This is a genomic window from Burkholderia sp. COPS (assembly GCF_019425585.1).
GTDB classification, from domain to species: Bacteria; Pseudomonadota; Gammaproteobacteria; order Burkholderiales; family Burkholderiaceae; genus Burkholderia; species Burkholderia cepacia.
The window spans coordinates 13,067-36,319 of sequence record NZ_WIXR01000027.1 but is presented as its reverse complement, the minus strand read 5'-3'; the positions used below and the strand labels follow the sequence as shown (position 1 = coordinate 36,319).

The 23,253-nt window shown below is 69.2% G+C and carries 22 protein-coding genes; 6 read left to right on the top strand and 16 right to left on the bottom strand.

Annotated elements, in window-relative coordinates; genetic code table 11:
• Positions 1-57: 57 nt before the first annotated feature.
• Together FOZ70_RS23725 and FOZ70_RS38175 are read right to left on the bottom strand one after the other, a co-directional pair.
• Positions 58-669, bottom strand: a complete 612-nt coding sequence (locus tag FOZ70_RS23725; protein WP_021163074.1) for a CDP-alcohol phosphatidyltransferase family protein — start codon at positions 667-669, stop codon at positions 58-60.
• A 100-nt stretch (positions 670-769) separates the two neighbouring features.
• Positions 770-901, bottom strand: a complete 132-nt coding sequence (locus FOZ70_RS38175) for a hypothetical protein (protein WP_258025710.1) — start codon at positions 899-901, stop codon at positions 770-772.
• 234 nt (positions 902-1,135) lie between these two features.
• On the opposite strand from FOZ70_RS38175, the gene FOZ70_RS23720 reads away from it, so the two are divergent.
• The gene (locus FOZ70_RS23720) at positions 1,136-1,768 is read left to right on the top strand and encodes a lysophospholipid acyltransferase family protein (RefSeq protein ID WP_021163072.1); all 633 of its coding nucleotides are present in this window, start codon (positions 1,136-1,138) and stop codon (positions 1,766-1,768) included.
• Between the two features lie 38 nt (positions 1,769-1,806).
• Positions 1,807-2,736, top strand: coding sequence for a phosphatidate cytidylyltransferase (locus tag FOZ70_RS23715; protein ID WP_059526992.1), 930 nt, complete (start codon positions 1,807-1,809; stop codon positions 2,734-2,736).
• Positions 2,737-2,778: 42 nt separating this feature from the next.
• Here FOZ70_RS23715 and FOZ70_RS23710 read toward each other — a convergent pair whose 3' ends face one another.
• From FOZ70_RS23710 to FOZ70_RS23695, 4 genes are read right to left on the bottom strand one after another with little or no spacing between them, the layout of a single operon-like run.
• The gene (locus FOZ70_RS23710) at positions 2,779-3,585 is read right to left on the bottom strand and encodes a hypothetical protein (protein WP_059498145.1); all 807 of its coding nucleotides are present in this window, start codon (positions 3,583-3,585) and stop codon (positions 2,779-2,781) included.
• Positions 3,586-3,645: 60 nt separating this feature from the next.
• Complete coding sequence (locus FOZ70_RS23705; protein ID WP_059590159.1) at positions 3,646-4,317, bottom strand: DUF1266 domain-containing protein; 672 nt, start codon at positions 4,315-4,317, stop codon at positions 3,646-3,648.
• 13 nt (positions 4,318-4,330) lie between these two features.
• Entirely contained in the window at positions 4,331-5,551 is a 1,221-nt protein-coding gene (locus FOZ70_RS23700; RefSeq protein WP_165581327.1) for a hypothetical protein, read from the bottom strand.
• Positions 5,548-7,899: a hypothetical protein gene (locus tag FOZ70_RS23695; RefSeq protein WP_219706904.1), complete on the bottom strand. Its 2,352-nt coding sequence runs from the start codon at positions 7,897-7,899 to the stop codon at positions 5,548-5,550. Before FOZ70_RS23695 ends, FOZ70_RS23700 begins: the two co-directional genes overlap by 4 nt.
• Positions 7,900-8,117: 218 nt before the next feature.
• Between FOZ70_RS23695 and FOZ70_RS23690 the strand changes: the two genes are divergently transcribed.
• Positions 8,118-8,909 carry a LuxR C-terminal-related transcriptional regulator gene (locus FOZ70_RS23690; protein WP_059863470.1) on the top strand — a complete coding sequence of 264 codons (792 nt, stop codon included), beginning with the start codon at positions 8,118-8,120 and terminating at the stop codon, positions 8,907-8,909.
• Positions 8,910-8,980: 71 nt separating this feature from the next.
• Here FOZ70_RS23690 and FOZ70_RS23685 read toward each other — a convergent pair whose 3' ends face one another.
• Entirely contained in the window at positions 8,981-10,810 is a 1,830-nt protein-coding gene (locus FOZ70_RS23685; RefSeq protein WP_219706902.1) for a methyl-accepting chemotaxis protein, read from the bottom strand.
• A 273-nt stretch (positions 10,811-11,083) separates the two neighbouring features.
• Between FOZ70_RS23685 and FOZ70_RS23680 the strand changes: the two genes are divergently transcribed.
• A complete protein-coding gene (locus FOZ70_RS23680) occupies positions 11,084-11,905 on the top strand; it encodes a carbon-nitrogen hydrolase family protein (protein ID WP_219706900.1) in 822 nt (273 codons plus the stop codon).
• An 85-nt stretch (positions 11,906-11,990) separates the two neighbouring features.
• On the opposite strand, the gene FOZ70_RS23675 is transcribed toward FOZ70_RS23680, so the two are convergent.
• From FOZ70_RS23675 to FOZ70_RS23665, 3 genes are read right to left on the bottom strand one after another with little or no spacing between them, the layout of a single operon-like run.
• Complete coding sequence (locus FOZ70_RS23675) at positions 11,991-12,302, bottom strand: hypothetical protein (RefSeq protein ID WP_027787796.1); 312 nt, start codon at positions 12,300-12,302, stop codon at positions 11,991-11,993.
• Positions 12,302-13,660: an acyclic terpene utilization AtuA family protein gene (locus FOZ70_RS23670; protein ID WP_219706898.1), complete on the bottom strand. Its 1,359-nt coding sequence runs from the start codon at positions 13,658-13,660 to the stop codon at positions 12,302-12,304. The genes FOZ70_RS23675 and FOZ70_RS23670 overlap by 1 nt, the downstream gene beginning before the upstream one ends.
• A gap of 42 nt (positions 13,661-13,702) precedes the next feature.
• On the bottom strand, positions 13,703-15,001 hold the full coding sequence (locus FOZ70_RS23665; protein WP_059620659.1) for a citrate:proton symporter: 1,299 nt from the start codon (positions 14,999-15,001) through the stop codon (positions 13,703-13,705).
• A gap of 97 nt (positions 15,002-15,098) precedes the next feature.
• Between FOZ70_RS23665 and FOZ70_RS23660 the strand changes: the two genes are divergently transcribed.
• Positions 15,099-15,995: a LysR family transcriptional regulator gene (locus FOZ70_RS23660; RefSeq protein ID WP_219706896.1), complete on the top strand. Its 897-nt coding sequence runs from the start codon at positions 15,099-15,101 to the stop codon at positions 15,993-15,995.
• 51 nt (positions 15,996-16,046) lie between these two features.
• On the opposite strand, the gene FOZ70_RS23655 is transcribed toward FOZ70_RS23660, so the two are convergent.
• A complete protein-coding gene (locus tag FOZ70_RS23655) occupies positions 16,047-16,631 on the bottom strand; it encodes a flavin reductase family protein (protein WP_021163062.1) in 585 nt (194 codons plus the stop codon).
• Positions 16,632-16,771: 140 nt separating this feature from the next.
• Positions 16,772-17,197 (bottom strand): VOC family protein, encoded by a 426-nt coding sequence (locus FOZ70_RS23650; protein ID WP_059497887.1) that lies wholly within the window; start codon positions 17,195-17,197, stop codon positions 16,772-16,774.
• A gap of 112 nt (positions 17,198-17,309) precedes the next feature.
• Between FOZ70_RS23650 and FOZ70_RS23645 the strand changes: the two genes are divergently transcribed.
• The gene (locus tag FOZ70_RS23645; RefSeq protein WP_048025896.1) at positions 17,310-18,200 is read left to right on the top strand and encodes a LysR family transcriptional regulator; all 891 of its coding nucleotides are present in this window, start codon (positions 17,310-17,312) and stop codon (positions 18,198-18,200) included.
• 15 nt (positions 18,201-18,215) lie between these two features.
• On the opposite strand, the gene FOZ70_RS23640 is transcribed toward FOZ70_RS23645, so the two are convergent.
• From FOZ70_RS23640 to FOZ70_RS23625, 4 genes are read right to left on the bottom strand one after another with little or no spacing between them, the layout of a single operon-like run.
• Positions 18,216-19,004 (bottom strand): hypothetical protein, encoded by a 789-nt coding sequence (locus FOZ70_RS23640; protein WP_219706894.1) that lies wholly within the window; start codon positions 19,002-19,004, stop codon positions 18,216-18,218.
• A gap of 55 nt (positions 19,005-19,059) precedes the next feature.
• Complete coding sequence (locus tag FOZ70_RS23635) at positions 19,060-21,636, bottom strand: TonB-dependent receptor (protein WP_219706893.1); 2,577 nt, start codon at positions 21,634-21,636, stop codon at positions 19,060-19,062.
• A gap of 54 nt (positions 21,637-21,690) precedes the next feature.
• The gene (locus FOZ70_RS23630) at positions 21,691-22,677 is read right to left on the bottom strand and encodes a FecR domain-containing protein (RefSeq protein WP_219706891.1); all 987 of its coding nucleotides are present in this window, start codon (positions 22,675-22,677) and stop codon (positions 21,691-21,693) included.
• Between the two features lie 3 nt (positions 22,678-22,680).
• On the bottom strand, positions 22,681-23,190 hold the full coding sequence (locus FOZ70_RS23625) for a sigma-70 family RNA polymerase sigma factor (RefSeq protein WP_048025893.1): 510 nt from the start codon (positions 23,188-23,190) through the stop codon (positions 22,681-22,683).
• Positions 23,191-23,253 lie beyond the last annotated feature (63 nt).

Genomic DNA, 23,253 nt, shown 5'->3' with positions numbered 1-23,253 from the left:
TCGTTATTCGAATCTTGGTGCGCCACCCTCCGGCGCCCGGTACCGCCACTGCTTCAACTACCCTTGACTACCCTTTTCCGCGATGCCGGCCTGCACGCGCCGCACTACGGTCACGATCGACAGCACGATCAGCAGCCGCCACAGCCACGCGGCGACGCCGCCGACCGGAAAGCCGAGCCCGATCCACAACGCGAACGCGCCGAGGGCGAGCGCGCGGTCGCTCTTGCCGAACGGGCCGTCGTAGCGGCGGCTCACGCCGACCAGCGGGCCGATCAGCCCCGCGCATTCGACGATCACCGCCGTCAGCGCGAACAGCCAGACGTCTGCCGGAGCGAACGCCGGAATCGCGAGAAACGGCAGCACCAGCGCGATATCGGACACGACGTCGCCGAGTTCGTTGAGGTACGCGCCGAGCGTGCTCTTCTGGTTGTGCTCGCGCGCGAGCATCCCGTCGATCGCATTGAGCGCCATCCGCACGAACAGCCACAGCGGGATCAGCAGGAACAGCGCACGGGCAAATACGCCAAGGCCGGCGAGCGCGCCGACGACGATCGAGCCGCCGGCCGCGAACAGCGTGACCTGGTTGGCCGTGACGCCACGCTCGGCGAGCGAGTTCGCGAACGGGCGCAGGCGGTTCTGGAATTTGGGTTTGAGTGCGTAGAGGCTCATCGTTTCGTATTCGTTCTATTCACGCGGCACAGTCGGACACATTTCCCGCCGCCATGCCCCGGGCGGCGAAACGGCCCTGGACGGCCTTCCATGGACGGCCCTAATCGTCGCCGAGCGGCCCCGATGCGTCAAGCAGCGCCCGGCCCGCCAGCACGGCGCCAATCTGGCGTTTTTGACGGAAACTCGCGATAATCCGCTGGCCCGAACGCAGCACGATCCATTCGAACTGCAAACGGGCACTCGTGCAACAGCCGATTATCACGCCGCCGACCGGCGCATTCGCCGCGACGCAACAGCGTGTGGCGGCGAATCGTCCGATTATCGCGGACCTGCGACAGGCAGCCACGAATTTGAAAAAATTTAAACAAGGGCCGTCCGGCGCGCATCCTGCCGCGCCGGCATTCCGGGGTCCCGCCCGCCGCGCAAGCGCCGCGGGCCATGCATGCAGGCAGGAGGCGCAGCGCCGATGAACATTCTCAACGTCTGGCAGCGCGACTTCCTGCTGTCCATCGTGCGGCTCGTCGCCGGCGCGTATCCGGTCTGGCATCAGGGGCCGCCGTCCCCGACGCAGAAGATCTATTTCTCGAACCACACGAGCCACATCGACACGCTCGCGATCCTCGCCGCGCTGCCGCGCGACGTGCGCGCGGTCGTACGGCCCGTCGCCGCGCGCGACTACTGGGACAGCAGCGACGCAAAGCGCCACATCGCGCAGAAGCTGCTGAACGTCGTGCTGATCGATCGCCACCGCGAGTCCGGCGGCGACCCGCTCGACCCTGTGCGCGACGCGCTCCGGCAGGGCCATTCGATCATCATCTTCCCGGAAGGCACGCGCGGCGCCGAGATCCTGCCGCAGCCGTTCAAGAGCGGGCTGTTCCACCTCGCGACCGAGTTTCCGGACGTCGCGCTCGCGCCCGTCTATCTCGAGAACCTGCAACGGATCATGCCGAAGGGTGCGATCTGGCCGGTGCCGCTGATCTGCAAGGTGCACTTCGGCGCGAACGATGCGCTCGGTGCCCAGGAAGACAAGCCGACGTTCCTCGCCCGCATGCGCGACGCGATCGTCGCGCTCGCGCCGCCGCAGCGGCCGGCCGGCTGAACGCAGCCCCCCCTTCTCCCCTTTTCCGGATATCCCTCATGCGAACTCTCTTCTGGGAACTGGTCGCGGGCGTCACGGGCGTGCTCGTCATCGCCACCGTGATCGGCGCGATCCTCGGCGCGCGCAGCGGCGGCACGAGCGCGACCATCGTCAACCTGAACCAGCGCATCCGTGCGTGGTGGGCGATGATCGCGATCATGGTCATCGCGATCAGCCTCGGCAACAACGTCACGTATCTCGTGTTCGCGGTGCTGTCCTACCTGACGCTGCGCGAATTCATCACGCTCACGCCGACGACAGCGAGCGACCACACGACGCTGTTCATCGCGTTCTTCGTCGCGATCCCCGTGCAATACCTGCTGCTCGGGATCGACTGGTACGGGATGTACTCGATCTTCGTGCCCGTGCACTTGTTCTTCGCGATGTCGCTCGTGTCGGCGCTCACGCAGGACACGCGCGAATTCCTGAGCCGCAACGCGAAGATCAACTGGGCGCTGATGGTGTGCGTGTACGGGCTGAGCCACGCGCCGGCCGTGCTGATCCTCGACATTCCGCGCTACACGGGACAGAACGCGCTGCTGCTGTTCTTCTTCCTGTTCGTCGTGCAGATCAGCGACGTGCTGCAGTATGTCGTCGGCAAGCTGTTCGGGCGCCGCAAGATCGCGCCGCAGCTGTCGCCGTCCAAGACGATCGAGGGGTTCGTCGGCGGCGGGCTGCTCGCGACGCTGTGCGGCGCGTCGCTGTATCGCGTGACGCCGTTCAGTTTCGGCGCCGCGTTCGGGATCTCGCTCGCGATCGTGATCGCGGGCTTCGTCGGCGGCCTCGTGCTGTCGGCCGTCAAGCGCTCGCTCGGCACCAAGGACTGGGGTTCGATGATCGCGGGCCACGGCGGGATGCTCGATCGCGTCGACTCGATCTGCTTCGCCGCGCCGGTGTTCTTTCACCTCGTACGGTACCTGTACGTGTGACGCTCGGGCGGCACCGCGCCGCCCGCTCCTTCGCGCGAACGGTCAGTATCCTGCGCGCAATGCCTTCGGTACCACGTAGCGGCCGCGTGCCGCGTCGAACTTCACCGTGTAGCGCGCGTGAATCTCCTTGTCGCCGCGCGAGCCCGTTTCCGTGACCGTCAACGGATAGACGTCGCCGGTGCCGGTCGTGTCGGGCACGATCGAAAACGTGCGGCTCTCGCAACGGGACTTCGCGTTCCCGCAATCGAGCGACCCCGTGTTGTCGAGCGCTTCGTCGATGCGCGCCGCCGCCTCGACGATCGCGTTGCCGACCGGCAGCCAGATCGATCGCATCGCCATCGTATAGCCCTGCAGCGTGACGCCGTCGCCGATCGTGAAGCCGAACAGGTGCGGGCCGTACCGCTCGATGCGCACCGTACCCGGCTCGCCGCGCTTGCCGGACGCGATATCCGTCTTCTTCACCACCGGCTCGAGCGTCTTGCCGTCCGCCGCGGGCTTCAGCACGTACAGGTCGATGGTGCCCGTCGTGCCGTCCGAATCCATCCCCGGCGTGCCGTCCTGCACGGCTGCCTCGGTCTCGCCGCACACCGCGAGCAGATACCGCGGGCCGTCGGCGGTCGCGACGCGCAGCGACCCGCACGGCGAATAAATGAAATCGCCCGCGTCCGACTGCCAGCCCTTGCGGTCCGCGCGCCAGTTGCCGTAGTGGTCGTGGAGGAACGTGCGCAGCAAGCGGTCGGCCGCGACCGGCTCGACCGCCTGCGCCGTCGCGGGCAGCACCGACGCCGGCACCGCACACGCAACGGACAGCGCCAGGCGTCGCAACAGGGGATGAACGGATGAAATCATGTCGGCGTCGGCGGAAACGGAAAGCGGCATGCGAAGTGAACGGCTGGCGGCATCGACGCGTCACCGAGCTTGCGCGACCGGTTCGGGATCGAACGCCGCCAGCCCCGGCCATGCCGCCCGCCCCCACGCACCGTCACCCGGTGCAAGCCAGCGCTGCAGCGTGGCGTCGTCGAACGCCTTGCCGAACGGATCGGCGCGAAACCCGGCCACCCACTGCTTGCGGCCCGCGATATACGCGCTACCGAAATCCGTCCAGCTGTCGAAACAATCCTGCGCGCGCTGCGCGTTGAGCAACAGCACACGCCATGCGGTGTCCGGCTCGGTCCAGCCCATCAGCATCGCCACGCGCGCGAGGAACGCCATCCGCGCACAGGCGAACGCGAGTGCGGCACGCGGGTCGTCGGTCGGCTGCAGCGCATGCAGGTCGGCCCGAAACCATTGCGTCTCGAGCACGCGTGCGAGGTGCGCGCGCGCATCGTCGTCCGTCGCGTCGGTGCGCAACTCCATCTGATGCAGCATCTGCGCGCGCAGGAACTTGCGCGACGTGTCGTTCAGGTGGCTCGTATCCGCATCGTCGAAACCCGAGAACCCGGTCGCCTCCACGTACGGATGCGCGAGCAGCAGCGCCCAGTGCTTGCGGGCGGACAAGGTCGAATGGCGCGCACCGCGCCGGCGGAAGTAGCGCACGATACGCCACAAAATGAACAACGCGACGATCAGCTTGAATGTCATGGTCTTCGCCCCGTCATTCGCCGGCACTGGCGCCATGCGGCGCGTCGTAGCCGGGCCAGCGCACGTTCTCGGTTGCAAAGGCGGGCCGTGTGTCGTCCCGCTGCGCGGACGGCACCGCGGGCGCCAGCGTCGCACGCACCGCGTAACGCACCGAGCCGGCACGCGGCGGCCGCGCCTGCAACAGTTCGGGCTGCCGCGCGGCGACCAGCCACTCGACGGTCGGCGTCGGCTCGGCGAGCCGCCCGAACAATTGCGGATGGCGCGCGACGAGCCGTGCTTGCGACGCGGCATCCGTCACGTCCTCGATCCTGCACCACCCCGACGCCGTATGGACCACACCGAGCGCGATGCAGTCGGGCGGCGTGTTATCCGTCGTCCCCAGCGTATTCAGGCACGCCAGTACGTCGTCGACATAGCGCTCGACCGGCGGCCGGTTCTGCTTGCCCTTGACCTGATCGACGTCGAGGCCGCCGTCCGCGCGCACCGCGACACCGATCGTGATGTGCGGCTGGCCGCTCGCGTCCCGGAAGCTCAGCAGCCGCAACGTGCGCGCCTCGATCGCTTCCGCGTAGCGCCCGCCGTAGCCGCCCGTCAGCGCCTGCCGGTCGGCGAACTGCCCGAGGCAATGGCGCATCACGTAACTCTCGAACGCCATTTCGGCGCGCAGCAGCGCGCTGTCGGGCAGGAATTCGACGAAGCGGCCGTTCGCGGTTTCACACCAGGTGCGCAGCGCGTCGGGCTGGCTCTCGCGCCAGCCGCGCGCAATCCGGGCCGCCATCTCCGCATGCTCGCGTTCCCACATCGCGAGCGCCTGCGGGCAATTGACACGGTCGAGCTTGCCGTCGAGCCCGGTCCCCTTGCGCGACTCGAGGAACTCGACGAGCGTGGTTTCGAGCGCGAGAAGCTGCGGATCGCCCGGGTCGACCCAGACGACGGGCGCCAGCCTGCCGGCGTCGGCCTCGCCGATCGTCTTCGCGTCCGCACCGAAGCGCCGCGCGACCCACGCCGGCGGCGCGGCGTTACCGAGCGCCTGCCGCGCGTCGTCGAGCGACCCGATCGTGCGTGCCGGCTCGAAGTTCGCGACGACGTGCCGGTAGAAATGGTTGAGCAGCCACGCGCGCACCGCGTCGGCATCGCCTCGCGCGGTGCTGCGCGCGGCGATCGCCGCTTTCAGCGCATCGGCGTTCAGCGCGTTGCGCGGCGCATAGCCTGTCCGCCGACCGACGGCCGTCATTGCCAGAACTTCCACCAGCGCTTGCCCGGCGCGGCCGTCGCCGGGCCCGGCGACGCGGGCGGCGCACCGGCCTCGCTGATCCGCCGCTCGATCACGTCCACCTTCAGGTCGAGCGGTTCGGCGGCGTGCCGGTTGCCGGCGAGCACCCGTTCGTAGAAATATTTCACGTCCGGCTGGCGGCCCAGTTCGTACGCCGCGTCGGCGGCCCGGAGCAGCACGTCCAGATCGCGCGACGCGTCGGCCTGCGCACGCGCGGCGTCGTACAGCGCCGATGCCTGGTCCGGATGCGACTCCGACATGTGGGCCGCGAACACGAGGCGGGCAATCAGTGCCTCGTTGGGCAACCTGCCGTCGAGCTGGTCGTGCTCGCGCTGCCAGCCGACCAGGCGCTCGAGCCAGATCGGCAATTCGTTGCAGCGATCGACGCGGTACAGCGCGCGCACCACGTCGCGCACGTACCAGTTCGGCTCGTGCCGGCTGTAACCGAATTCGGCGGCGTAGTGCCACAGCTGCTCGGCGGCTTCGAGCATCTCCTCATCCTTCCCCTGGCACGCGAGCACATAGCGCACGCCGTCGTAATGCTCGGCAAACGAACTCGCCGCGATCCCGCTGCGATGCAGGACCAGCGCTTCGTCGTAGCGCTCCTCGTCGCGATAGAGGATCGCGAGATTGTTGCAGAGCATCGAATACAGGTGCGCGCACGCATCGTACGGATGGCCGTTGCCCGTCTCGAAGAAGCGCTCCATGCAGGCGCGGCCCTGCTCGTACACGGCGATCTTCAGGCGCTCGAGATCGGCGCGCACCGGCGCCTGTTCCGCGGCCGGCAGCGCGTCGATCGCCTCCTCGGCCCTGTCCTCGATCGAGCACGCGTAGCCGTAGCTCCACAAGCCGCTGCGCAGCGGCGGCGGCGGCAGCTTCATCGCGGCGGCGACACCCAGCGCCCGAATGCGCGCATCGGTCAGCATGAACCCGGTGCGTTTGTCGTACATCTCGCCTTCCTGCGCGGCCGCGAGCAGGCGCGCGGCCTGGGTCGTCGCGTCGATGCGGCCGGTTTCGCCGTCGTAGACGGCCGCGAGCCGCGCGATCCACGGATGGCCGGGCGCGCGCCGCAGTGCGACCTCGCGCGCGGCGTCGGCGATCGCGTAGCGCAATGCGTCGCCTTCGAGCGAGCCGAACGCGGCAAAGATCTCGCCATGCGTCGGCGAACGCGCGGCCAGCGCGTCGGGCCCTTCCGCGCCGAGTTCGACGAACCGCTCGAGCGTCGGCTGGAAACCCGCTGCGCGCATCGCGCACAGCGGCCACCAGACCGACGTGTCGGTCGGCTCGGCCAGGCGCGCATGGATGATCTGCCCGACCAGGTCGAGCATGCCGCTTTCGATCTGGTACACGTGGAAGAACGCCCGGCGCCCCGCGTCGTCGAAACGGCCCGCCTCGAGCAGCCACGGCAGTTCGTATTCGATGAAGTCGTCGCTGCCATCCGATTCGAGGCTGTGGCGCGCCATCTCGCAACGGGCCAGCGCGCCCGCGAGATCGCCTTGCGCGTGTGCGGCCCGCGCGGCGAGCCGCGCCAGCCTCACCTCGGCCTCGCGGCGCGGCGGCAGCGCCCAGTCGGCAATGCGCGACTCGACGGCCTGGCGAATGGTGTCGAGCTGCAGCGGCGCGATCTCGATCATCGCCCGGCCGATCCGCAGCCAGTCGTCGGCGTCGATGTCCTGGTCCGCGCCGGCCGATGCCATCGCAGCCACCGCGGCCTCGGCCGCCGCACGCGCGTCGTCGTCCCGGTCGAGACGCCGCAGTGCCCACGCACGCAGGCATTGCCGGTTCGCCTCGTCCCACGCGCGAAACGTGGCGCGGTCGGCAATCGCGCGGTTCAGCGCATGCCGCAGTTCGATCGCGTCGAGCGCATGCTCCGCGTGGTCGAATTCGAGCGTATCGAGAATGCGTGCGCGGACGTAGCGATCGGCATCGAGCGTCGGCGACGTGCGCAGGACGTCGTGCATCTGGCCGATCGCCTCGGTGACGGCGTCGTTCTCGCCCAGGTGCCGGGCGACCTGCAGCCGGTATAGCGCGAGTTGCATGCGGATGTCGGGCCGCGCCTCGGGCGGCGCCGCGTCGTGCACGCCCGCGCCGTCCTCGTCGAGCACGGCGCGTGCGGCGGCCGGATCGCCGGCGCGCATCCACAGCGTGTGCAGGCGCGCGATCGCGTCGAGCGAATCGGCACGCAACGGCTGCGCACGCAGTCGAGCCGCAAGGTCGCTCTCGCGGCTCGAATCGCTTTCCTCGAGATCGGCTTCGAGCCGGTTCATCAGTGTGTCGAGCGGCTGGCCCGTCAGGGGCATCGTCGTCATATCGATATTGGAATGGGCGTTTGTAGTTGTATTGGCGCTGGGAGTCATCGACTTCTCCATCTCGGAATCGCGATAGCTTATCAGGAGACGGCGACCGTGCGCGGCCTCGCCATTCGCGTCGCCCGGCGTTACGATCTCGTTCTTCATCCTTGGACAGGTCGATGCGCACGGCGCGACGGCGCGACGCGCGCCGACCGGTCCCCCGCCCCGGAAACCGCATGAACCTCACCTTGCAGGATGTCGCGTGGCATCGTTCGGTCGGGCGGCTCATCGAGTCGCTCGACCAGCCGGGCTTCTGGCTGGCGCTGATCCGGCTGATCGAGGAATACGTCGCGGTCGACAGCTGGGTCGTGCTGACCTTCGGCGACGGCCGCCCGCAGGTGTTCGCCGAATGCCCGTACGAAGGCGGCGGCCCCGACCCGCTGTTCCGCGACTACGTGCAGGGCCTGTACCAGCTCGACCCGTTCTACATCGCGAACCGCGACGCGCCGAGGAGCGGCCTGTTCCGGCTGTCGGACGTCGCCCCCGAATGCTTTCGCGATACCGAGTACTACACGCTCTATTTCACGCACAACGTCGTCGAGGACGAGGTGCAGTTCAACGTCGTGCTCGACGATGCGCGCACGCTGTGCCTGTCGCTCGGCAGCAAACGACGCTTCAGCCCCGGGCAGGTCGCGCTGCTCGACCTGATCCGGCCGTGGGTGGCCGGGCTGATGCGGCAGCGGCTCGCGTTCGAGCCCGCCTCCGCGGAGCAAGCGCCGCCGCGCCGGGCCGGCCCGCACGATGGCTTCGAGCAGGCGATGGCGCGGCTCGGCACGCCGCTCACCGCGCGCGAACTCGACGTGATCCGGCTGATCCTCAGCGGCTGCTCGAACAAGGAAGTCGCGAACAAGCTGTCGATTTCCGCCGAAACGGTCAAGGTGCACCGGCGCAACATCTACGGGAAGCTCGCGATCAATTCGCAATCGGAACTGTTTTCACTGTTCCTGAAGGCGCAGGCCGACGGATAGCGCGCTCCGTCGCGCCCGTTTTCGCCCTCCTTCGTGCCTCTTTGCGGCGGCCTTCGGCGGCCGCGGCGGGATCATGCCGATGCCGTCGCGGCCCGTTGCGAACCCGCGAGCTTGAATTCGCCGACCGTCTGCGCGAGCTGAGCCGCCTGCTCGCGCAACAGCGCGGCGGCCGCAGCCGACTCCTCGACGAGGGCGGCGTTCTGCTGCGTCGAGTGATCGAGCTGCGACACGGCCTGGTTCACCTGCGCGAGCCCGGTGCTCTGCTCGTTCGCCGCGACCGTCATTTCCGCGATCACGCTCGTGATGCCGCGCACGCCCTCGACGATCTCGTCCATCGTCGTGCCGGCCGTCTTCACGAGCCCCGATCCGCCTTCGATCTTCTCGACGGACGACTGGATCAACTGCTTGATCTCCCTGGCGGCCACCGCGCTGCGTTGCGCGAGCGTGCGCACCTCGCCCGCGACGACCGCGAAGCCTCGCCCGTGCTCGTGCGCGCGCGCCGCCTCGACGGCCGCGTTCAGCGCGAGGATGTTGGTCTGGAACGCGATGCCGTCGATCACGCCGATGATGTTCGAGATCTCGGCCGACGCCTTCGTGATCTCGTCCATCGTCGCGACCACTTCGCTCACCACCTCGCCGCCGCGTACGGCAACGCCCGACGCCGATTCCGCCAGCCGGCTCACCTGCGTGGCCGCATCGGCCGAGTTGCGCGCCGTGCCGGCGATCTCCTCGAGTGCCGCCGCGGTCTCCTGCAGGCTCGATGCCGCGTGTTCGGTGCGGCTCGACAGGTCCTGGTTGCCCTGCGCGATCTCCGCGCTCGCCACGCTCACGGATTCGCTGAATCCGCGTATCTGCAGCAGGATCGCGCTGATCTTTTCGGCGAACAGGTTGAAGGCCCGCGCGATCTGCGCGGCCTCGTCCCCGCCGTCGGCCGGCAGCCGCTTCGTCAGGTCCCCGCTGCCGCTCGCGACGTCGGTCAGCGCGTCGCGCACGAGCAGCACGCGCTTGAATGCCGCGTTCGTCAACGCGCCGACGAGTGCCGCCGCGACGCAGGCGACGACGAGGATCGCAATGAGCGTCGTCGTCGCGACGGCGCGCATGCCGGCCGTCACGTCCGACCGGTCGAGCGCCATGACGAGCGACCAGTCCGTCCCGGCGATCGGGCGCGCGCGGACCAGCTTGGTCACGCCGTCCACGTCGATCGCCACCGGTTCGGTCGCCGTCTGCAGGCCGGCGAGCCGCTCCGGCGTCAGTTCGGGCGACAGCTCGGCGGCCGGCTTCATGATCAGATCGGTCTTCGCGCCCGCGATCAGGCGCCCGCTCCTGTCGACCAGGAACGCGAAGCTCGACGGCGTCGGATGCATCGACGCCACGATCGCGCTCGCGCGCTCCATGTAGAGGCTCGCCGCGAGCACGCCCTTCAGCGTGCCGCCGCGAACGATCGGGGCGGCGAACGCGAACGCGGGCTTGCCGGTCGACGCGTCGCGGTACAACGCCGTGACGACGAGCCGGCCCGCGTCGACCGCCTGCCTGAACCACGGGCGCGCGGTCGGATCGTAGCCGGCCGCGAGCGGAACGTTCGAATACGCGGTGCGATCCGGCAGGCCGAGCGTGAGCACCTGGAAACCGCCCGATTTGCCGAGCAGGGTCAGCGCCGGCAGCGGATCGCCTTCGCCCGGCGTGAGCGTGTCCGCGAGCGCCTGGGTCTGCTGCGCGCGGCTCGCGACCCACTCGTCGAGCGCGAGCGCGTGGCCGGTCAGGACGGACTGCAGGTTCTGGTCGATGGTCGTGTCGTTGTGCTGCTTGACGACGTAGTACACAAGGCCGCCTGTCACGGCCAGGGCCGTGACCACGATGGCGACGCAGGTCGCCAGAATCCGAGCGCGAATCGATGACAGCATGATGACGGTGATCTCCGGTTGCCGCGTTGTTTTCGGTTGGTCAAATGGGCACTCAACCGTCCTTAACGACCGCACGCGATGCAACTTGAGGTTCGACTGGTCAGACCAGCAAAAAAAGTTGAGCCCCGGCCGGCGACAGTACGCGGGATCAATACCCCTGACGGGTTAACACGCCGGCGGGATGGGAAAACCGGCGGTTCGGCGCATACTCGGGCGTTCCGACGTCCAACGTTGCGGAGCCGGCCGCGCCGGCCCCACCCACCGAAATCGCCCATGAAACTGAAGCTCGACATCGTCCAGCTCGCCGGCCGCGACGGCGACACGCACTACAACCTGCAGCGCACGCTCGACGCGATCGCGACCTGCGCACCGGGCACCGACATCGTGATGTTTCCGGAAGCGCAGCTCACCGGCTTCCTCGATCCGTCGAACCTGGCCGAATGCGCCGAGCCGCTCGACGGCCCGAGCGTCGGCGCGGTCATCGCGGCCGCACGCGCGCGCGACGTTGCCGTCGTGGTCGGGCTGATCGAGAACGACGGCGGCCGCTTCTACAACACCACCGTGTTCGTCACGCCGGACGGCATCGCGCTGCGCTACCGCAAGACGCACCTGTGGGTGAGCGAGCACGGCGTCGTGCTGCCCGGCGACCGCTACGCGACGATCGAATGGCACGGCGTGCGGATCGGCCTGCTGATCTGCTACGACAACGAATTCCCCGAAACCGGCCGCGCGCTCGCCGAACTCGGCGCCGAGCTGATCCTCATCACCGACGGCAACATGGAACCGTACCGCCCGGTCCACCGCACGTCGGCAACGGCGCGGGCGATGGAGAACCAGGTGTTCACGGTGGTCGCCAACCGCGTCGGCGGCAGCTCGCACGACGTCGTGTTCGCGGGGGGCAGCCTCGCGGCCGATCCGTTCGGCAACCTGATCTTCGAGGCCGGCAACCGCGAATCGCGTCACGCGATCGAGCTCGATTTCGACCAGCTCGCCGCGTCGCGCGCGGTTTACGACTATCGCAGGGACCAGCGCCTGCACATCGCCGGCGAACGTATCGAGCATCCGGACGGGCTTCGCGAGTTGCTGATTCCGTGACGGGGCTCGCCCGCCCGGGCGGCGCCATCCGTCACGCCCGTCACGCCCGTCACGCCCGTCACGCCCGTCACGCCCGTCACGCCCGTCACGCCGGCTCCGGCACCTCGATCGCCAGCAGCGCCGAACTGACCGACTTGCCGTGCGCGTCGAGCGCGAGCGAGCGCGTGACGCCGCCACCGAGCGCATCGCGCAGCACGAAATTGAATGCCCCGAGCGCCGGCAGTTCGTACCGCACGACGTCGCCGTGCACGATACCCGCGAGCCACGCCTTCACCGCATCGGCACCCAGATGCGTGCGCAGATGATCGTAATGGCGCGGATCGCGGCAGATCACCGACACGTTCAGCGTATTGCCCTTGTCGCCGGTGCGCGCATGCGCGAGTTCACGCAGTTGCATCATGCCTCCACGAATGAAAACGACGGCGCCACGGCCGCGCGCGGCAGCAGCACCGACTGCACGGCGATCACCTCGCGCGTCGACTTGAACGCGCCGCCGCCGCCGGCCGGCCCGTTCGTATAGAGCGTCTCGACTTCATTGCCGATCCGCGCCGCTTCGCCGGCGCTCGCCGCGCGGCCGGCCACCCGCACACGCACCTCGGCCGGCTCGCCGCGCACGGCCGGCGTCGCGTCGCCATACAGCGCATCGACGCCGATCAGGTCGAAGCGCAGCTCGGTCGCGGCGACGCCGGTCAACGCCAGCCGCTCGCGGACGATCCCGAGCGCGAGACGCGCGCGTTCGAGCGCGCCCGGGCCGCCGTACGAGATCTGGCCTTCGCCGATCCAGCCGTCGACATACGCCACCGACACCTTGAGCGTGTCGGGCCGCGCCGTGCCGCGCCCGCCCGTCACGCGCACACGGTCCGCCGCCTCCTCGGCGACGGTGACTTGCGTGAAATCCGCAACGACGTCGGGCTGCAGGTACCGCGCCGGATCGTGTATCTCGTAAAGCAGCTGTTCCTTGCAGGTCGCCGCGCTCACGCGGCCGCCCGCGTGCGGCACCTTGGTGATCACGACCGAGCCGTCCGCCGCGACTTCGCCGATCGGAAACCCGAGCCGCGCGAGGTTCGGCACGTCCTTGTAGCCAGGATCGGCGAAATAACCGCCCGTCACCTGCCCCGCGCATTCGAGCAGGTGGCCGACGACCGTCGCGGCCCCGAGGGTGTCCCAGTCGTCCATCCGCCAGCCGAACGCATGGATCAGCGGCGCGGCGAACAGCGACGGATCGGCGACGCGACCGGTCAGCACGACGTCCGCGCCGGCCGCGAGCGCGTCGACGATCGGCGCGGCGCCGAGATACGCGTTCGCGGACACGATGCGGTCGCGATAGGCGGCGACGTCGTCGCCCGATTCCTCGAAGCGGAACGCGCCGCGCAGTACGACGTCGAGCACGTCGTCGCCTTCGACGGCCGCGACCTTCAGCCCGGCGACGCCGAGCGATTGCGCGATCCGGGCGGTGCGCCGTGCGGCCGCACGCGGATTCGCCGCGCCCATGTTCGACACGATGCGCACGCCCTTCGGCGCGGCGACCGGCAGCACGGCGCGCATCCGCGCGTCGAGCAGCGGGTCGTAGCCGAGCGACGGGTCCTGGCGCCGCGCCTGCTGCGCGATCGCGATCGTGCGCTCGGCCAGGCATTCGAAGACGAGATAGTCGAGCTGCCCGTGTTCGGCCAGCTCGACCGCGGGCTCGATCCGGTCGCCCGAGTAGCCGGCGCCCGCGCCGATGCGCACGCGCCGTTCAGGTTGCTTTGCTGTCATGTCCATACCGTCGTCGTCCGGCGGGTGCGCCGCCGGTGAAAATCAAAAGATGCCCAGCACGACGCACGCGACCGTCATCACGATCGACGCGCCGAACAGCAGCGGAAACGTGAACTTCTGGTGCTCGGCCAGCTCGATGCCGCACAGGCCGACGACGAGGAAGGTCGCGGGCGTCAGCGGGCTGACCGGGAAACCGGTGGTCATCTGGCCGAGCAGCGCGGCCTGCCCGACCTGCACGGCCGGCACGCCGAGCTGGCCGGCCACCTCCGCGATCACGGGCAGCACGCCGAAGTAGAACGAATCGGGATCGAACAGCATGCTGAGTGGCATCGACGCGAGGCCGAGCGCGACCGGGATGTGGCCGGCCATCGACGGCGGCACGAAGCCGACCGCCGCCTGCGCCATCGCCTTCAGCATCCCGCTGCCCTGCATGATCCCCGTGAACACGCCGGCCGCGAGCAGGATGCCGGCCATCATCAGCGCCGCGCGCGCATGCGCGTCGATGCGCTTCCTCTGCATGTCGACGTCCGGGTAGTTCACCATCAGCGCGATGCACAGCCCGACCATGAACATGATCGCCGGCGGGATCTTCTCGCCCATCACGACCATCGTGCCGAGCACGACGAGCGTCAGCACGAGGTTGAACCAGAACAGGTGCGGCCGGCGCAGCGCCTGCTCGTCGGGCGTCAGCTCGCGGGTCGGCAACGGAATCGACGCATCGTCGCGCGACAGGCCGAGCCGCTTCTCCTCGCGCCGCCCGAGCCAGTACGCGACGCCGAACACGAACACGAGCCCGATCGCCTGCACCGGGATCAGCGGATTGAACAGCGCCGACACCGGCAGGTGCAGCGAAGCGGACGCACGGATCATCGGCCCCGTCCACGGCAGGAAGTTGATGCCCGCGGCCATCGACACCGCGGCGGCCAGCACGCGCCGGTCCATCTTCAGCCGGTCGTACAGCGGCAGCACGGCCGGAATCGTCACGAGGAAACATACGGCGCCCGAGCCGTCGAGGTGGATCAGCAGCGCGAGCAGCGTCGTGCCCATCACGATCCGCGTCGGCCGCGTGCCGACCGCGCGCAGGATGCGGTCGATGATCGGGTCGAGCATGCCCGCGTCGGTGATCGTCCCGAAATAGAGGATCGCGAACACGAACATGCCGACCACGGGCGCGAGGCCCTTCAGCCCGTCGACGACGAACTTGCTGGTGTGCAGCCCGAAGCCGCCGATCAGCGATGCGGCGATCGGCACGATGATCAGCGCGACGAGCGGCGACATCCGCTTCGACAGAATTGCGGCCAGCAGCACGACGATCGTGCCAAGCCCGAGTAACGGCAGCATCCGTGTCTCCTACCTTGTCTTTTGTTGGAGACGAGCGTAAGGTCGGCGCAGCGATAGCACAATTGAAATGATTTGATCGCAGCAATCACGAATCGTTATGGATCTGAATCTTCGCGACATTCGCGCGTTCGTCACCGTCGCGCACGCCGGCAACTTCACACGCGCCGCCGCGCGGCTGCACCTGTCGCAGCCGGCGCTGACCGTGCAGATCCGCCGGCTCGAGGAAATCGTCGGCGCGCGCCTGTTCGACCGCAACAGCCGCAGCGTCGCGCTCACGCAGACCGGGCGCGAGCTGCTGCCGCTGCTGCAGCGTTCGCTCGACGACATGGAGCGCGTGCTGCGTGACGCGCGCGCGCTCGGCGAAGGCACGAGCGGCACGGTGCGGCTCGCGTGCCTGCCGACCTTCGCGTCCAGCGTGCTGCCGGAGCTGATCCAGTCGTTCCGGCGCGACGTGCCGCGCGCGGCCTTCGAGATCCGCGACGGCGTCGCGAGCCTCGTCACCGCGCTCGTGCGCAACGAGGAAGCCGATCTCGGACTGACGGGCGGCGACACGTTCGATGCGTCGCTGGAGGTGCTGTATGCGGGCGCCGACCGGCTCGTCGCCGTGTGCCCGAAGGATCATCCGCTCGCGCGCAAGCGCCGCGTGAGCACCGCCGATGTCGCGGCCGTGCCGCTCGTGCTCACCGCGCAGGGCACGAGCGTGCGCAGCGTCGTCGATGCCGCGCTGGACGCGGCCGGCTGCACGCCCGACATCGCGTGCGAGCCGACCCACATGATGACGGCCGTCGCGATGGTGCGCGGCGGGCTCGGCGTGACGATCCTGCCCGCGACCGCGCGCGAGGTGCGCGCCGAGCCCGAGCTGGTGGCGAAGCCGATCGACGATCCCGCGTTCGTGCGGCCGATAGCGCTCGTCACGAAGCGCGGCCGCACGCTGCCGCGCGTCGCGCAGGCGTTCGCGGAAACCATGCTGACGGAAATGAAAAAGCGCGCGTGAACCGCGCGCCCGGATCGGGACAGCCCGCCCGCGCGTGATGCCGGGTTCGGCTTATTGCGCGTCCGGATCGACGTGCAGCGATTCGCCGATCGCATAGAAATTGCCGCCCGCGATGTAGTGCAGGCTGCGCAGCGCCGGATCGGCCGATTCGAAATACCAGTGACCGTCGCGGAACACGCGCGTGTCGGACCACGCCGCGACCACCTCGCCGATGAACAGGTCGTAGGTCTGCTGGTTGTGCGGCTCCGGAACCAGCCTGCAAGCTAGCCAGCCCGAGCAGCCGGCGACGAACGGCAGGTCGTGGCCCTCGACGTCGAACAGCGTGACGCCCGCCTCGCGCAGCTTGTCCGGACGCTCGGCGAGACTGTGGCTGCCGACCGCGTGCGTGAGCTGCAGTTGCGCGGCCGTCGGCACCTGGATCACGAACGTGCCGCTGCGCTCGACGAGCTCGCGCGTCTTCGCGGACTTGTCGAGCACGACCGTCAGCTTCGGCGGCAGGAAGTCCAGCGCGCACGCCCACGCGGCGGCCATCACGTTGTCGACGCCGTCGTGGCGGGCCGACACGAGCACGGTCGGGCCGTGGTTGAGGAGACGGTAGGCTTTCTTCAGCTCCACCGGAGCGATGTGACTGTCCATACGGATTCCCTGGAGAACGGCGCGCACGGACGGATGTCGTGCGGCGCGGCGCCGGCCGGTGCGCAGGTGGGCATGTGCGCAACCGGCCCGAAGGCCGCATTCTCGCACCCAATTTCAATCGGTGCCGACAACGCCGCCGGTCACTTCGCGAACAACTGGCCGATATCGCGGAACGCCTTGAATTCGAGTGCGTTGCCGCACGGATCGAACAGGAACATCGTCGCCTGTTCGCCGACCTGCCCCTGGAAGCGCACATACGGCTCGATCACGAAGGTCACGCCGAACGATCTCAGCCGCTCGGCCAGCGCTTCCCAGCTCGCCCAGTCGAGCACGATCCCGAAATGCGGCACCGGCACGTCGTGACCGTCGACCGCGTTCGTATGCGCGCCTTCCTGCGATGCGGTCTTCGGATGCTCGTGGATCACGAGCTGATGCCCGTAGAAGTCGAAGTCGACCCACTGCGCGCTCGAACGCCCCTCTTCCAGCCCGAACACACGGCCGTAGAAATCGCGCGCGGCCGCCAGGTCGTAGACCGGGATCGCCAGGTGAAACGGGGAAAGACTCATGGTTGCCTCGTGATGGAACGCTCGCGTGGCGCGAGGACGGCACCATGGTAGTCAAGGTCGAGCGAAAATTAAATCAATATATAGTTTCGTCATTCACAAACGGAATTGATGAATGATCCGCGAACTGAGAACCCTCGTCGCCGTCGCCCGGGAAGGCACGTTCGCCGCGGCCGGCCACCGTATCGGGCTCACGCAGGCGGCCGTCAGCGCGCAGATGCAGCGCCTCGAAGCCGAGCTCGGCTTCGCGCTGTTCGACCGGCAGGGCCGGTCGGCGCGGCTCAACGAAATGGGCCATCACGTGCTCGGCCAGGCGCAGGCGCTGCTCGGCCTGTACGAGAACCTGAGCTCGACGGCCCCCGGCTCGCCGGCCGCCGTGCGCGTGACGATCGGCGCGATCGCGTCGGTGCAGAGCGCACTGCTGCCGGCCGCGCTCGCCGACTTCCATCGCCGGCATCCCGCGTGCCGCACGCGCGTGATACCGGGGCTGTCGATCGAGCTGGTCAACCGGGTCGACGCTGGCGAGATCGACATGGCCGCGATCATCCGGCCGCCGTTTTCGCTGCAGAGCGACCTGCACTGGACGACGCTCGCGCAGGAACCGTTCCGCCTGATCGTGCCGCGCGGCATGAAAGGCAACGACTGGGCCGAACTGCTCGCGCGCGAACCGTTCGTGCGCTACGACCGCGCATCGTTCGGCGGGCGCCAGGTCGATCGTTTCCTGAGAAAGATGCACCTCGCGGTGCGCGACACGTGTGAGCTCGACGAGCTCGACGCGATCGTCAAGCTGGTCGCGAACGGCGTCGGCGTCGCGATCGTCCCGCAGACCGCCGTCTATCGCCGCTGGCCGGCCGGCGTGCGCGCGATCGACCTTGGACACCACACGTTCCACCGCGACATCGGGCTCGTGCACCGCGCGCGGCGGACGATGTCGGAGCCGGCCCAGCAGCTCGCGCAACTGATCGAGGCGGCGTCACGACGGCGCGCGCCGCCGCAGCCGGCATAAAGCCGACGTCGTCGGTCAACGCCGCCCGGCCGCCCAGTCGACCGCCGCATCGAACAGCGCGACACCGGCCGGCGACAGGTTCGCGAACGTATCGTTGTCGAGGAAGAACATCACGCGGCGCGCCGGCGCGAGCGCTTCGTAGTCCATCGTCGCGCCCTTCTCGTACGCGAAGATCGCGGCCTTGTCGGGTTGGCCGTACACGGTCGCGATCGTGACCGCACCGAGCCCCGGCTTGCCCCAGCTCATCGGCGCCTGCTTGCCGTACACGTTCGTCGCGCCGGCCGGCAGCCCGGCCGAGATCGGGTGCGGCGCATTGACGAGCCACAGGTAGCGCTCCTTGCCCGTTTCGCCGAAGTCGACGTCATGACGCTTGCCCGTCATCGCGAGATCGTCGAGCAGGTCGTTTTCCCACGTGACGAGCGGCTTGTCGAGCGTGCGCCAGCCGGGGCGCACGTTCTTCGACGACACCGTCGACGAGATCACGACGAGGTCGGCGTCGCGCGCCGCGTCTGGCGTCGAGGACTCGTCGATCAGGCGCACCGCGTAGCCGCGTTCGCCGAGATGCTGGCCGATGCGTTCGTCGACCTTCAGGTTCGGGCCGCGCAGCTGCACGAGCATCGCGACGCGCGTGACGGCCTGCGGTGCATCGGCCGCCCGCGCGGGCGCAGCCGCCCCTGCCCCGAGGCCCAGGCCCGCGCCGATCGCGAGCACCGAGCCCGCGATCGCGCGCAACGCGCGGCGCCGCGCACCGGCGACACCGGTGGCAAAGGCGCGCACGGCGCCGGTTTTCATGTTCCGGTTCATCTGGATCTTCTCCGAAGCCGCGCGCCGCCGGGACGGCCGCGCGGCGATTGCGTGGTCAGAACTGCAGCGTGGTGAGCAGCGACACCTGTCGCGCATCGCCGATCGCGACGAAATAACGGTTCGCGCTCGACGGGTAATAGGTGCGGTTGAAGAGGTTCTTCACGTTGAGCTGGAACGACAGCTTCTGCTTGCCGATCCGCGTGTCGTAGGTCGCGAACGCGTCGGCGAGCACGTACGACGGCAGCGTGAAGCTGTTCGCCGAATCGCCGGGCCGCGCGCCGACGTAACGCACGTCCGCGCCGATGCGCAGGTCGTCGCCGCCGACCAGCGTGCCGAAATCGTAGACGGCCGCGAGCGATGCCGTGTGGCGCGCGACGTTCCACAGCTGGTTGCCCGCGTAAAGCGGGTCCTCGGTCGTCTTCGCGTCGATGTACGCGTAGCTCGCGATCACGTTCACGCGCTCGCCGATCCGGCCCGACACGTCGAGCTCGATCCCGCGCGAGCGCGCCTTGCCCGACGTGCGCCAGTCGGTCAGCTTGGTCGCGTCGTTGTATTGCGACACGAGCACGTTCTTCTTGTCGATGTTGAAGAATGCCAGCGTGCCCGTCATCCCGCCCGGCAGGTCGAGCTTGCCGCCCACTTCCCACGCGGTCGCTTCCTCGGGCGGCGTCGCGCCGTCGATGATGTAGCCCGTCATCGGCGCGATCGACGAGGACGGCTTCAGCGACTGCGAATAGCTGCCGTACAGCGAGAACGTATCGGTCCACTTGTAGACGACGCCCGCGCGCGGCAGCCACTTCGAGCCGCTGAGATCGGTGTTCGCGGTAAACGGCCGGCCGCGCCCCGCGACCTGGTTGTACGTGATGTAGCGCAGCCCGCCCGACACGATCCACTTGTCGGTCAGGTGGATCGTGTCCTGCACGAACGCGGACGCATCGTGCAGCGTGTCGGTCTGGTCGCTGTCGCTCGCGGACACCGTGCTCGACGGCGGCAGCAGCCCGTAGACGGGATCGACATAGCTGAACGGCGTCTTCACGGCCTGCCGCAGCATGTCCTTGCGGTAGATGCGACGGTATTCGGTATCGAAGCCGACCTGCACGTCGTGCCGCATCCCGCCGAGCGACAGCTTGCCGTTCACGTAGCCGATCCCGTAGCTGTCGGTGCTGAGCGAGCCGTGCGTCGCATCGTTGCTGCGCGACAGCGTGCCCTTCACCGGATCGACGCCCGTCGTGCGCAACTGGTTCGCGTCGTAGGTCTCGCGGTTGTAGCTGTAACCGAGATGCGCGCTCCAGTCCGCGTTGAACTGGTGATCGACGCTCAGCTGCGCGAGGTGCGATTCGCCGTCCATGTTGTTGAACGGCTCGTCGAGGCGCCGCCGCGCGGGAATGTCGAGCGGCGCGTTGGTACGCGGGTCGAGCGCCGTGCCGCGATCGAACGGCGAATGGAAGGTCCGGTACTGGTAGGACACCACGACCTGCGTATCGCGGCCGTACCACGCGAGCGACGGGGCGACGAAGGTCTGCCGGTATTCGCCGAAGTTGCGCCAGTACTGCTCGTTCGATTGATCGACGATCAGCCGGTACGCGAGCCGCGAATCGCCGACCGGCCCCGTCGAATCGAAGGTCGCGCTGCCGCCGTTCTTGCCGTGCCCGAACGTCGACGCGCCGAGCGAGATCGCGTTGTAGCGCACGAGCTGCGGCTGTTTCGTGACGACGTTGACCACGCCGCCCGGGTCCATCAGCCCGTACAGCAGCGACGTCGGCCCCTTCAGCACCTCGACGCTGTCGACCGCCGCGTTGAACGCGCGCCCCTGCACGAGCGGCATCCCGTTCTGCATGACCGAGCCGTCGCGATTGCCGCCGAAGCCGCGCTTCATGATCGTGTCCTGCGTGCCCGCGAGCGTGTTGCCCTGCGTGATGCCGCTGACGTTGCCGAGCGCGTCGTCCAGATTGCGCGGACGCTGGTCGCGCAGCACCTGCGCCGGCACGATGTTGACGGCCTGCGCGGTGTCGAGCAGCGGGATGTCGGAACGCAGCACGCCCGCCTCCTTCGGCGCGCGATAGCTTTCGGCGCGCAGCGCGCTGTCGCGCACCATGATCGCCGGCAACTCGGCGCCCGCGGCCACGCCGGCCGCCACGGGTCGTGCGACCGTGCCGTCCGCACGCTTCAGCGTGTAGCCGCCGCCGGGCTGCCGCAACGCGACGAGCCCCGTGCCTGCCAGCAGGCGGTCGAGCGCCCCGTCGACGTCGAAGCGGCCCTGCACGCCGCCGCTCGTCAGGCCGGCCGTCAGCTCGGCCGGAAACGCGAGCAGGATGCCCGCGTCGCGGCCGAACCGGTTCAGCGCCGCTTCGAGCGGCCCGGCCGGAATGTCGAACGCACGGCGTGCCGCGCGCTGCGCGGCCGGCGCCGCATCGGTGCCGGTGTCGGCCAGCGCGGGCAGCGGCAGCAGCGCGGACATCAGCACGGCACCGGCGAGCCGGCGCGCGAGGTGCCCGGGCGCGGCGGGTGCGGCCGGGCGCGCGGCGCGCGGCAGATGTCGGTCGGGCGCCGGACGGCGCCGATACGTGAGACGGATGGAAACCATGATCGGGAAGTCGGTGGACGATGGGCCAGTGCTGCTTTCATTACCCATGTCACGCGAACATCGAGAAACAGCTCAGGTCGGCGGAAATTTTTTTCGACACGCTCAGGAACGGGCCGGCACGACCGTCGCCCAGTAGCGCGTCAGGTAGTGCACATCGATCGGCAACGTCGCCTTCAGCGTGTCGAGCACACGCGCGGGATCGTCGAGCGGATAGGTGCCCGACACGCGCAGGTCGGCCACGGCCGCATCGCAGCGCAGGCTGCCGCGGCGATAGCGGTCGAGCTCGGCGACGAGGTCGGCCAGCCGCATGCGCGACGCGACCAGCATGCCGCCCGTCCACGCGGACGCATACGCATCGAGCGGTGCCGGCACGCCGATCGCATCGCGCGTGAAATCCGCACCCTCCCCGGCCGCGATCACGCGCGCGCGTGCCGCCGCGTCGTCCGGCTGCACGCGCACGGCACCGGCGAACACTTCGATTCGCGTCGCGCCGTCGCGCTGCCGCACCGCGAAGCGTGTGCCGAGCGGCCGCAACTCGCCTTGCGCGGTCGCGACGACGAGCGGCCGCGCGGGCACGCGATCGTCGTGGCCGCTCGTCACCATGATCGTGCCGCGCAGCAGGCGCAGGCGGCGCGCGGCGGCGTCGAAGCGCACGTCGAGCGCCGTGTCGGTATCGAGGACGACGACCGTGCGATCCGCGAGCGTCACCGTGCGCCGCTCGCCGACCGCCGTTCGCAGGTCCACCGGCCAGATCGCCGCGCGCCGCGCGGGCTCGGCCATCCATGCGGCGCCGCCCGCGAACAGCAGCACGGCCAGCGCCTTCACGGCCGCGCGGCGGCGGCCCGCACGCGGCGACAGCAGCGCCGCGTGCGCGGCCTGCGGGTCGAGCCCGGCCGTGAGCCCGCCCAACCTCTGCTGCATCGTTTCGATATGGCGCCATGCCGCGTCGTGCGCCGGATCCTCCGCGCGCCAGCGCGCGAGCGCGGCGTCGAACGCTTCGCCGGTGCGGCCGGCCTGCCGGTCGACCCACCATTCGACCGCGCGACGCGCAACCTGCGGCGGCACCGCCGGCGCTCCCGGGGCGGCCATCGGTCAGGCCGCCATCGCGAAGAAACACTGCGTGCCGGCCTTCACGAGATAACGCTTCACCGTCGCGAGCGACACGCCGAGTTCGCGCGCGATCTCGGCCTGCGTGAGCCCGTCGAGTTGCGCAAGCAGGAACGCACGCTTCGCCGCGAGCGGCAGGCCGTCGAGCAGCCGGTCGATTTCGAGCAGCGTCTCGAGCACGACAGCCCGCTCCTCCGGCGACGGCGCATACGCTTCGGGGCGCTGCGCGAGCGCATCGAGATACGCGCGCTCGATCAGCTCGCGCCGCCAGTGGTTGCTCAACACGCGCTGCGCGACCGTGGTCAGGAACGCGCGCGGCTCGTCGGCGCCGATCGGCTCGTCGCGTGCGAGCAGGCGCATGAAGGTGTCGTGCGCCAGGTCGGCCGCGCGGTGCGCGCAACCGAGCTTCCGGCTCAACCAGCCGCGCAGCCACGCGTGGTGGCCGGTATAGAGGGCGTCGATTTCTCGATGGAGAGACAGCTGGTCAGCAGACATGGCCGGGTTCCGGGGTGCGCAGGCGTCAACGATCTTGTAAATGAGAATGATTATTATATACAA

What these genes read in the sequence shown, in the direction of transcription:
- FOZ70_RS23640 (WP_219706894.1), bottom strand. Translation starts at nt 19,004, where the DNA reads ATGAACCGGAACATGAAAACCGGCGCCGTGCGCGCCTTTGCCACCGGT.
- FOZ70_RS23705 (WP_059590159.1), bottom strand. Translation starts at nt 4,317, where the DNA reads ATGACATTCAAGCTGATCGTCGCGTTGTTCATTTTGTGGCGTATCGTG.
- FOZ70_RS23665 (WP_059620659.1), bottom strand. Translation starts at nt 15,001, where the DNA reads ATGCTGCCGTTACTCGGGCTTGGCACGATCGTCGTGCTGCTGGCCGCA.
- FOZ70_RS23650 (WP_059497887.1), bottom strand. Translation starts at nt 17,197, where the DNA reads ATGAGTCTTTCCCCGTTTCACCTGGCGATCCCGGTCTACGACCTGGCG.
- FOZ70_RS23630 (WP_219706891.1), bottom strand. Translation starts at nt 22,677, where the DNA reads ATGGCCGCCCCGGGAGCGCCGGCGGTGCCGCCGCAGGTTGCGCGTCGC.
- FOZ70_RS23670 (WP_219706898.1), bottom strand. Translation starts at nt 13,660, where the DNA reads ATGACAGCAAAGCAACCTGAACGGCGCGTGCGCATCGGCGCGGGCGCC.
- FOZ70_RS23690 (WP_059863470.1), top strand. Translation starts at nt 8,118, where the DNA reads ATGAACCTCACCTTGCAGGATGTCGCGTGGCATCGTTCGGTCGGGCGG.
- FOZ70_RS23715 (WP_059526992.1), top strand. Translation starts at nt 1,807, where the DNA reads ATGCGAACTCTCTTCTGGGAACTGGTCGCGGGCGTCACGGGCGTGCTC.
- FOZ70_RS23645 (WP_048025896.1), top strand. Translation starts at nt 17,310, where the DNA reads ATGATCCGCGAACTGAGAACCCTCGTCGCCGTCGCCCGGGAAGGCACG.
- FOZ70_RS23660 (WP_219706896.1), top strand. Translation starts at nt 15,099, where the DNA reads ATGGATCTGAATCTTCGCGACATTCGCGCGTTCGTCACCGTCGCGCAC.
- FOZ70_RS23720 (WP_021163072.1), top strand. Translation starts at nt 1,136, where the DNA reads ATGAACATTCTCAACGTCTGGCAGCGCGACTTCCTGCTGTCCATCGTG.
- FOZ70_RS23680 (WP_219706900.1), top strand. Translation starts at nt 11,084, where the DNA reads ATGAAACTGAAGCTCGACATCGTCCAGCTCGCCGGCCGCGACGGCGAC.
- FOZ70_RS23725 (WP_021163074.1), bottom strand. Translation starts at nt 669, where the DNA reads ATGAGCCTCTACGCACTCAAACCCAAATTCCAGAACCGCCTGCGCCCG.
- FOZ70_RS23635 (WP_219706893.1), bottom strand. Translation starts at nt 21,636, where the DNA reads ATGGGTAATGAAAGCAGCACTGGCCCATCGTCCACCGACTTCCCGATC.
- FOZ70_RS23710 (WP_059498145.1), bottom strand. Translation starts at nt 3,585, where the DNA reads ATGATTTCATCCGTTCATCCCCTGTTGCGACGCCTGGCGCTGTCCGTT.
- FOZ70_RS23695 (WP_219706904.1), bottom strand. Translation starts at nt 7,899, where the DNA reads ATGACGACGATGCCCCTGACGGGCCAGCCGCTCGACACACTGATGAAC.
- FOZ70_RS23700 (WP_165581327.1), bottom strand. Translation starts at nt 5,551, where the DNA reads ATGACGGCCGTCGGTCGGCGGACAGGCTATGCGCCGCGCAACGCGCTG.
- FOZ70_RS23625 (WP_048025893.1), bottom strand. Translation starts at nt 23,190, where the DNA reads ATGTCTGCTGACCAGCTGTCTCTCCATCGAGAAATCGACGCCCTCTAT.
- FOZ70_RS23675 (WP_027787796.1), bottom strand. Translation starts at nt 12,302, where the DNA reads ATGCAACTGCGTGAACTCGCGCATGCGCGCACCGGCGACAAGGGCAAT.
- FOZ70_RS23655 (WP_021163062.1), bottom strand. Translation starts at nt 16,631, where the DNA reads ATGGACAGTCACATCGCTCCGGTGGAGCTGAAGAAAGCCTACCGTCTC.
- FOZ70_RS23685 (WP_219706902.1), bottom strand. Translation starts at nt 10,810, where the DNA reads ATGCTGTCATCGATTCGCGCTCGGATTCTGGCGACCTGCGTCGCCATC.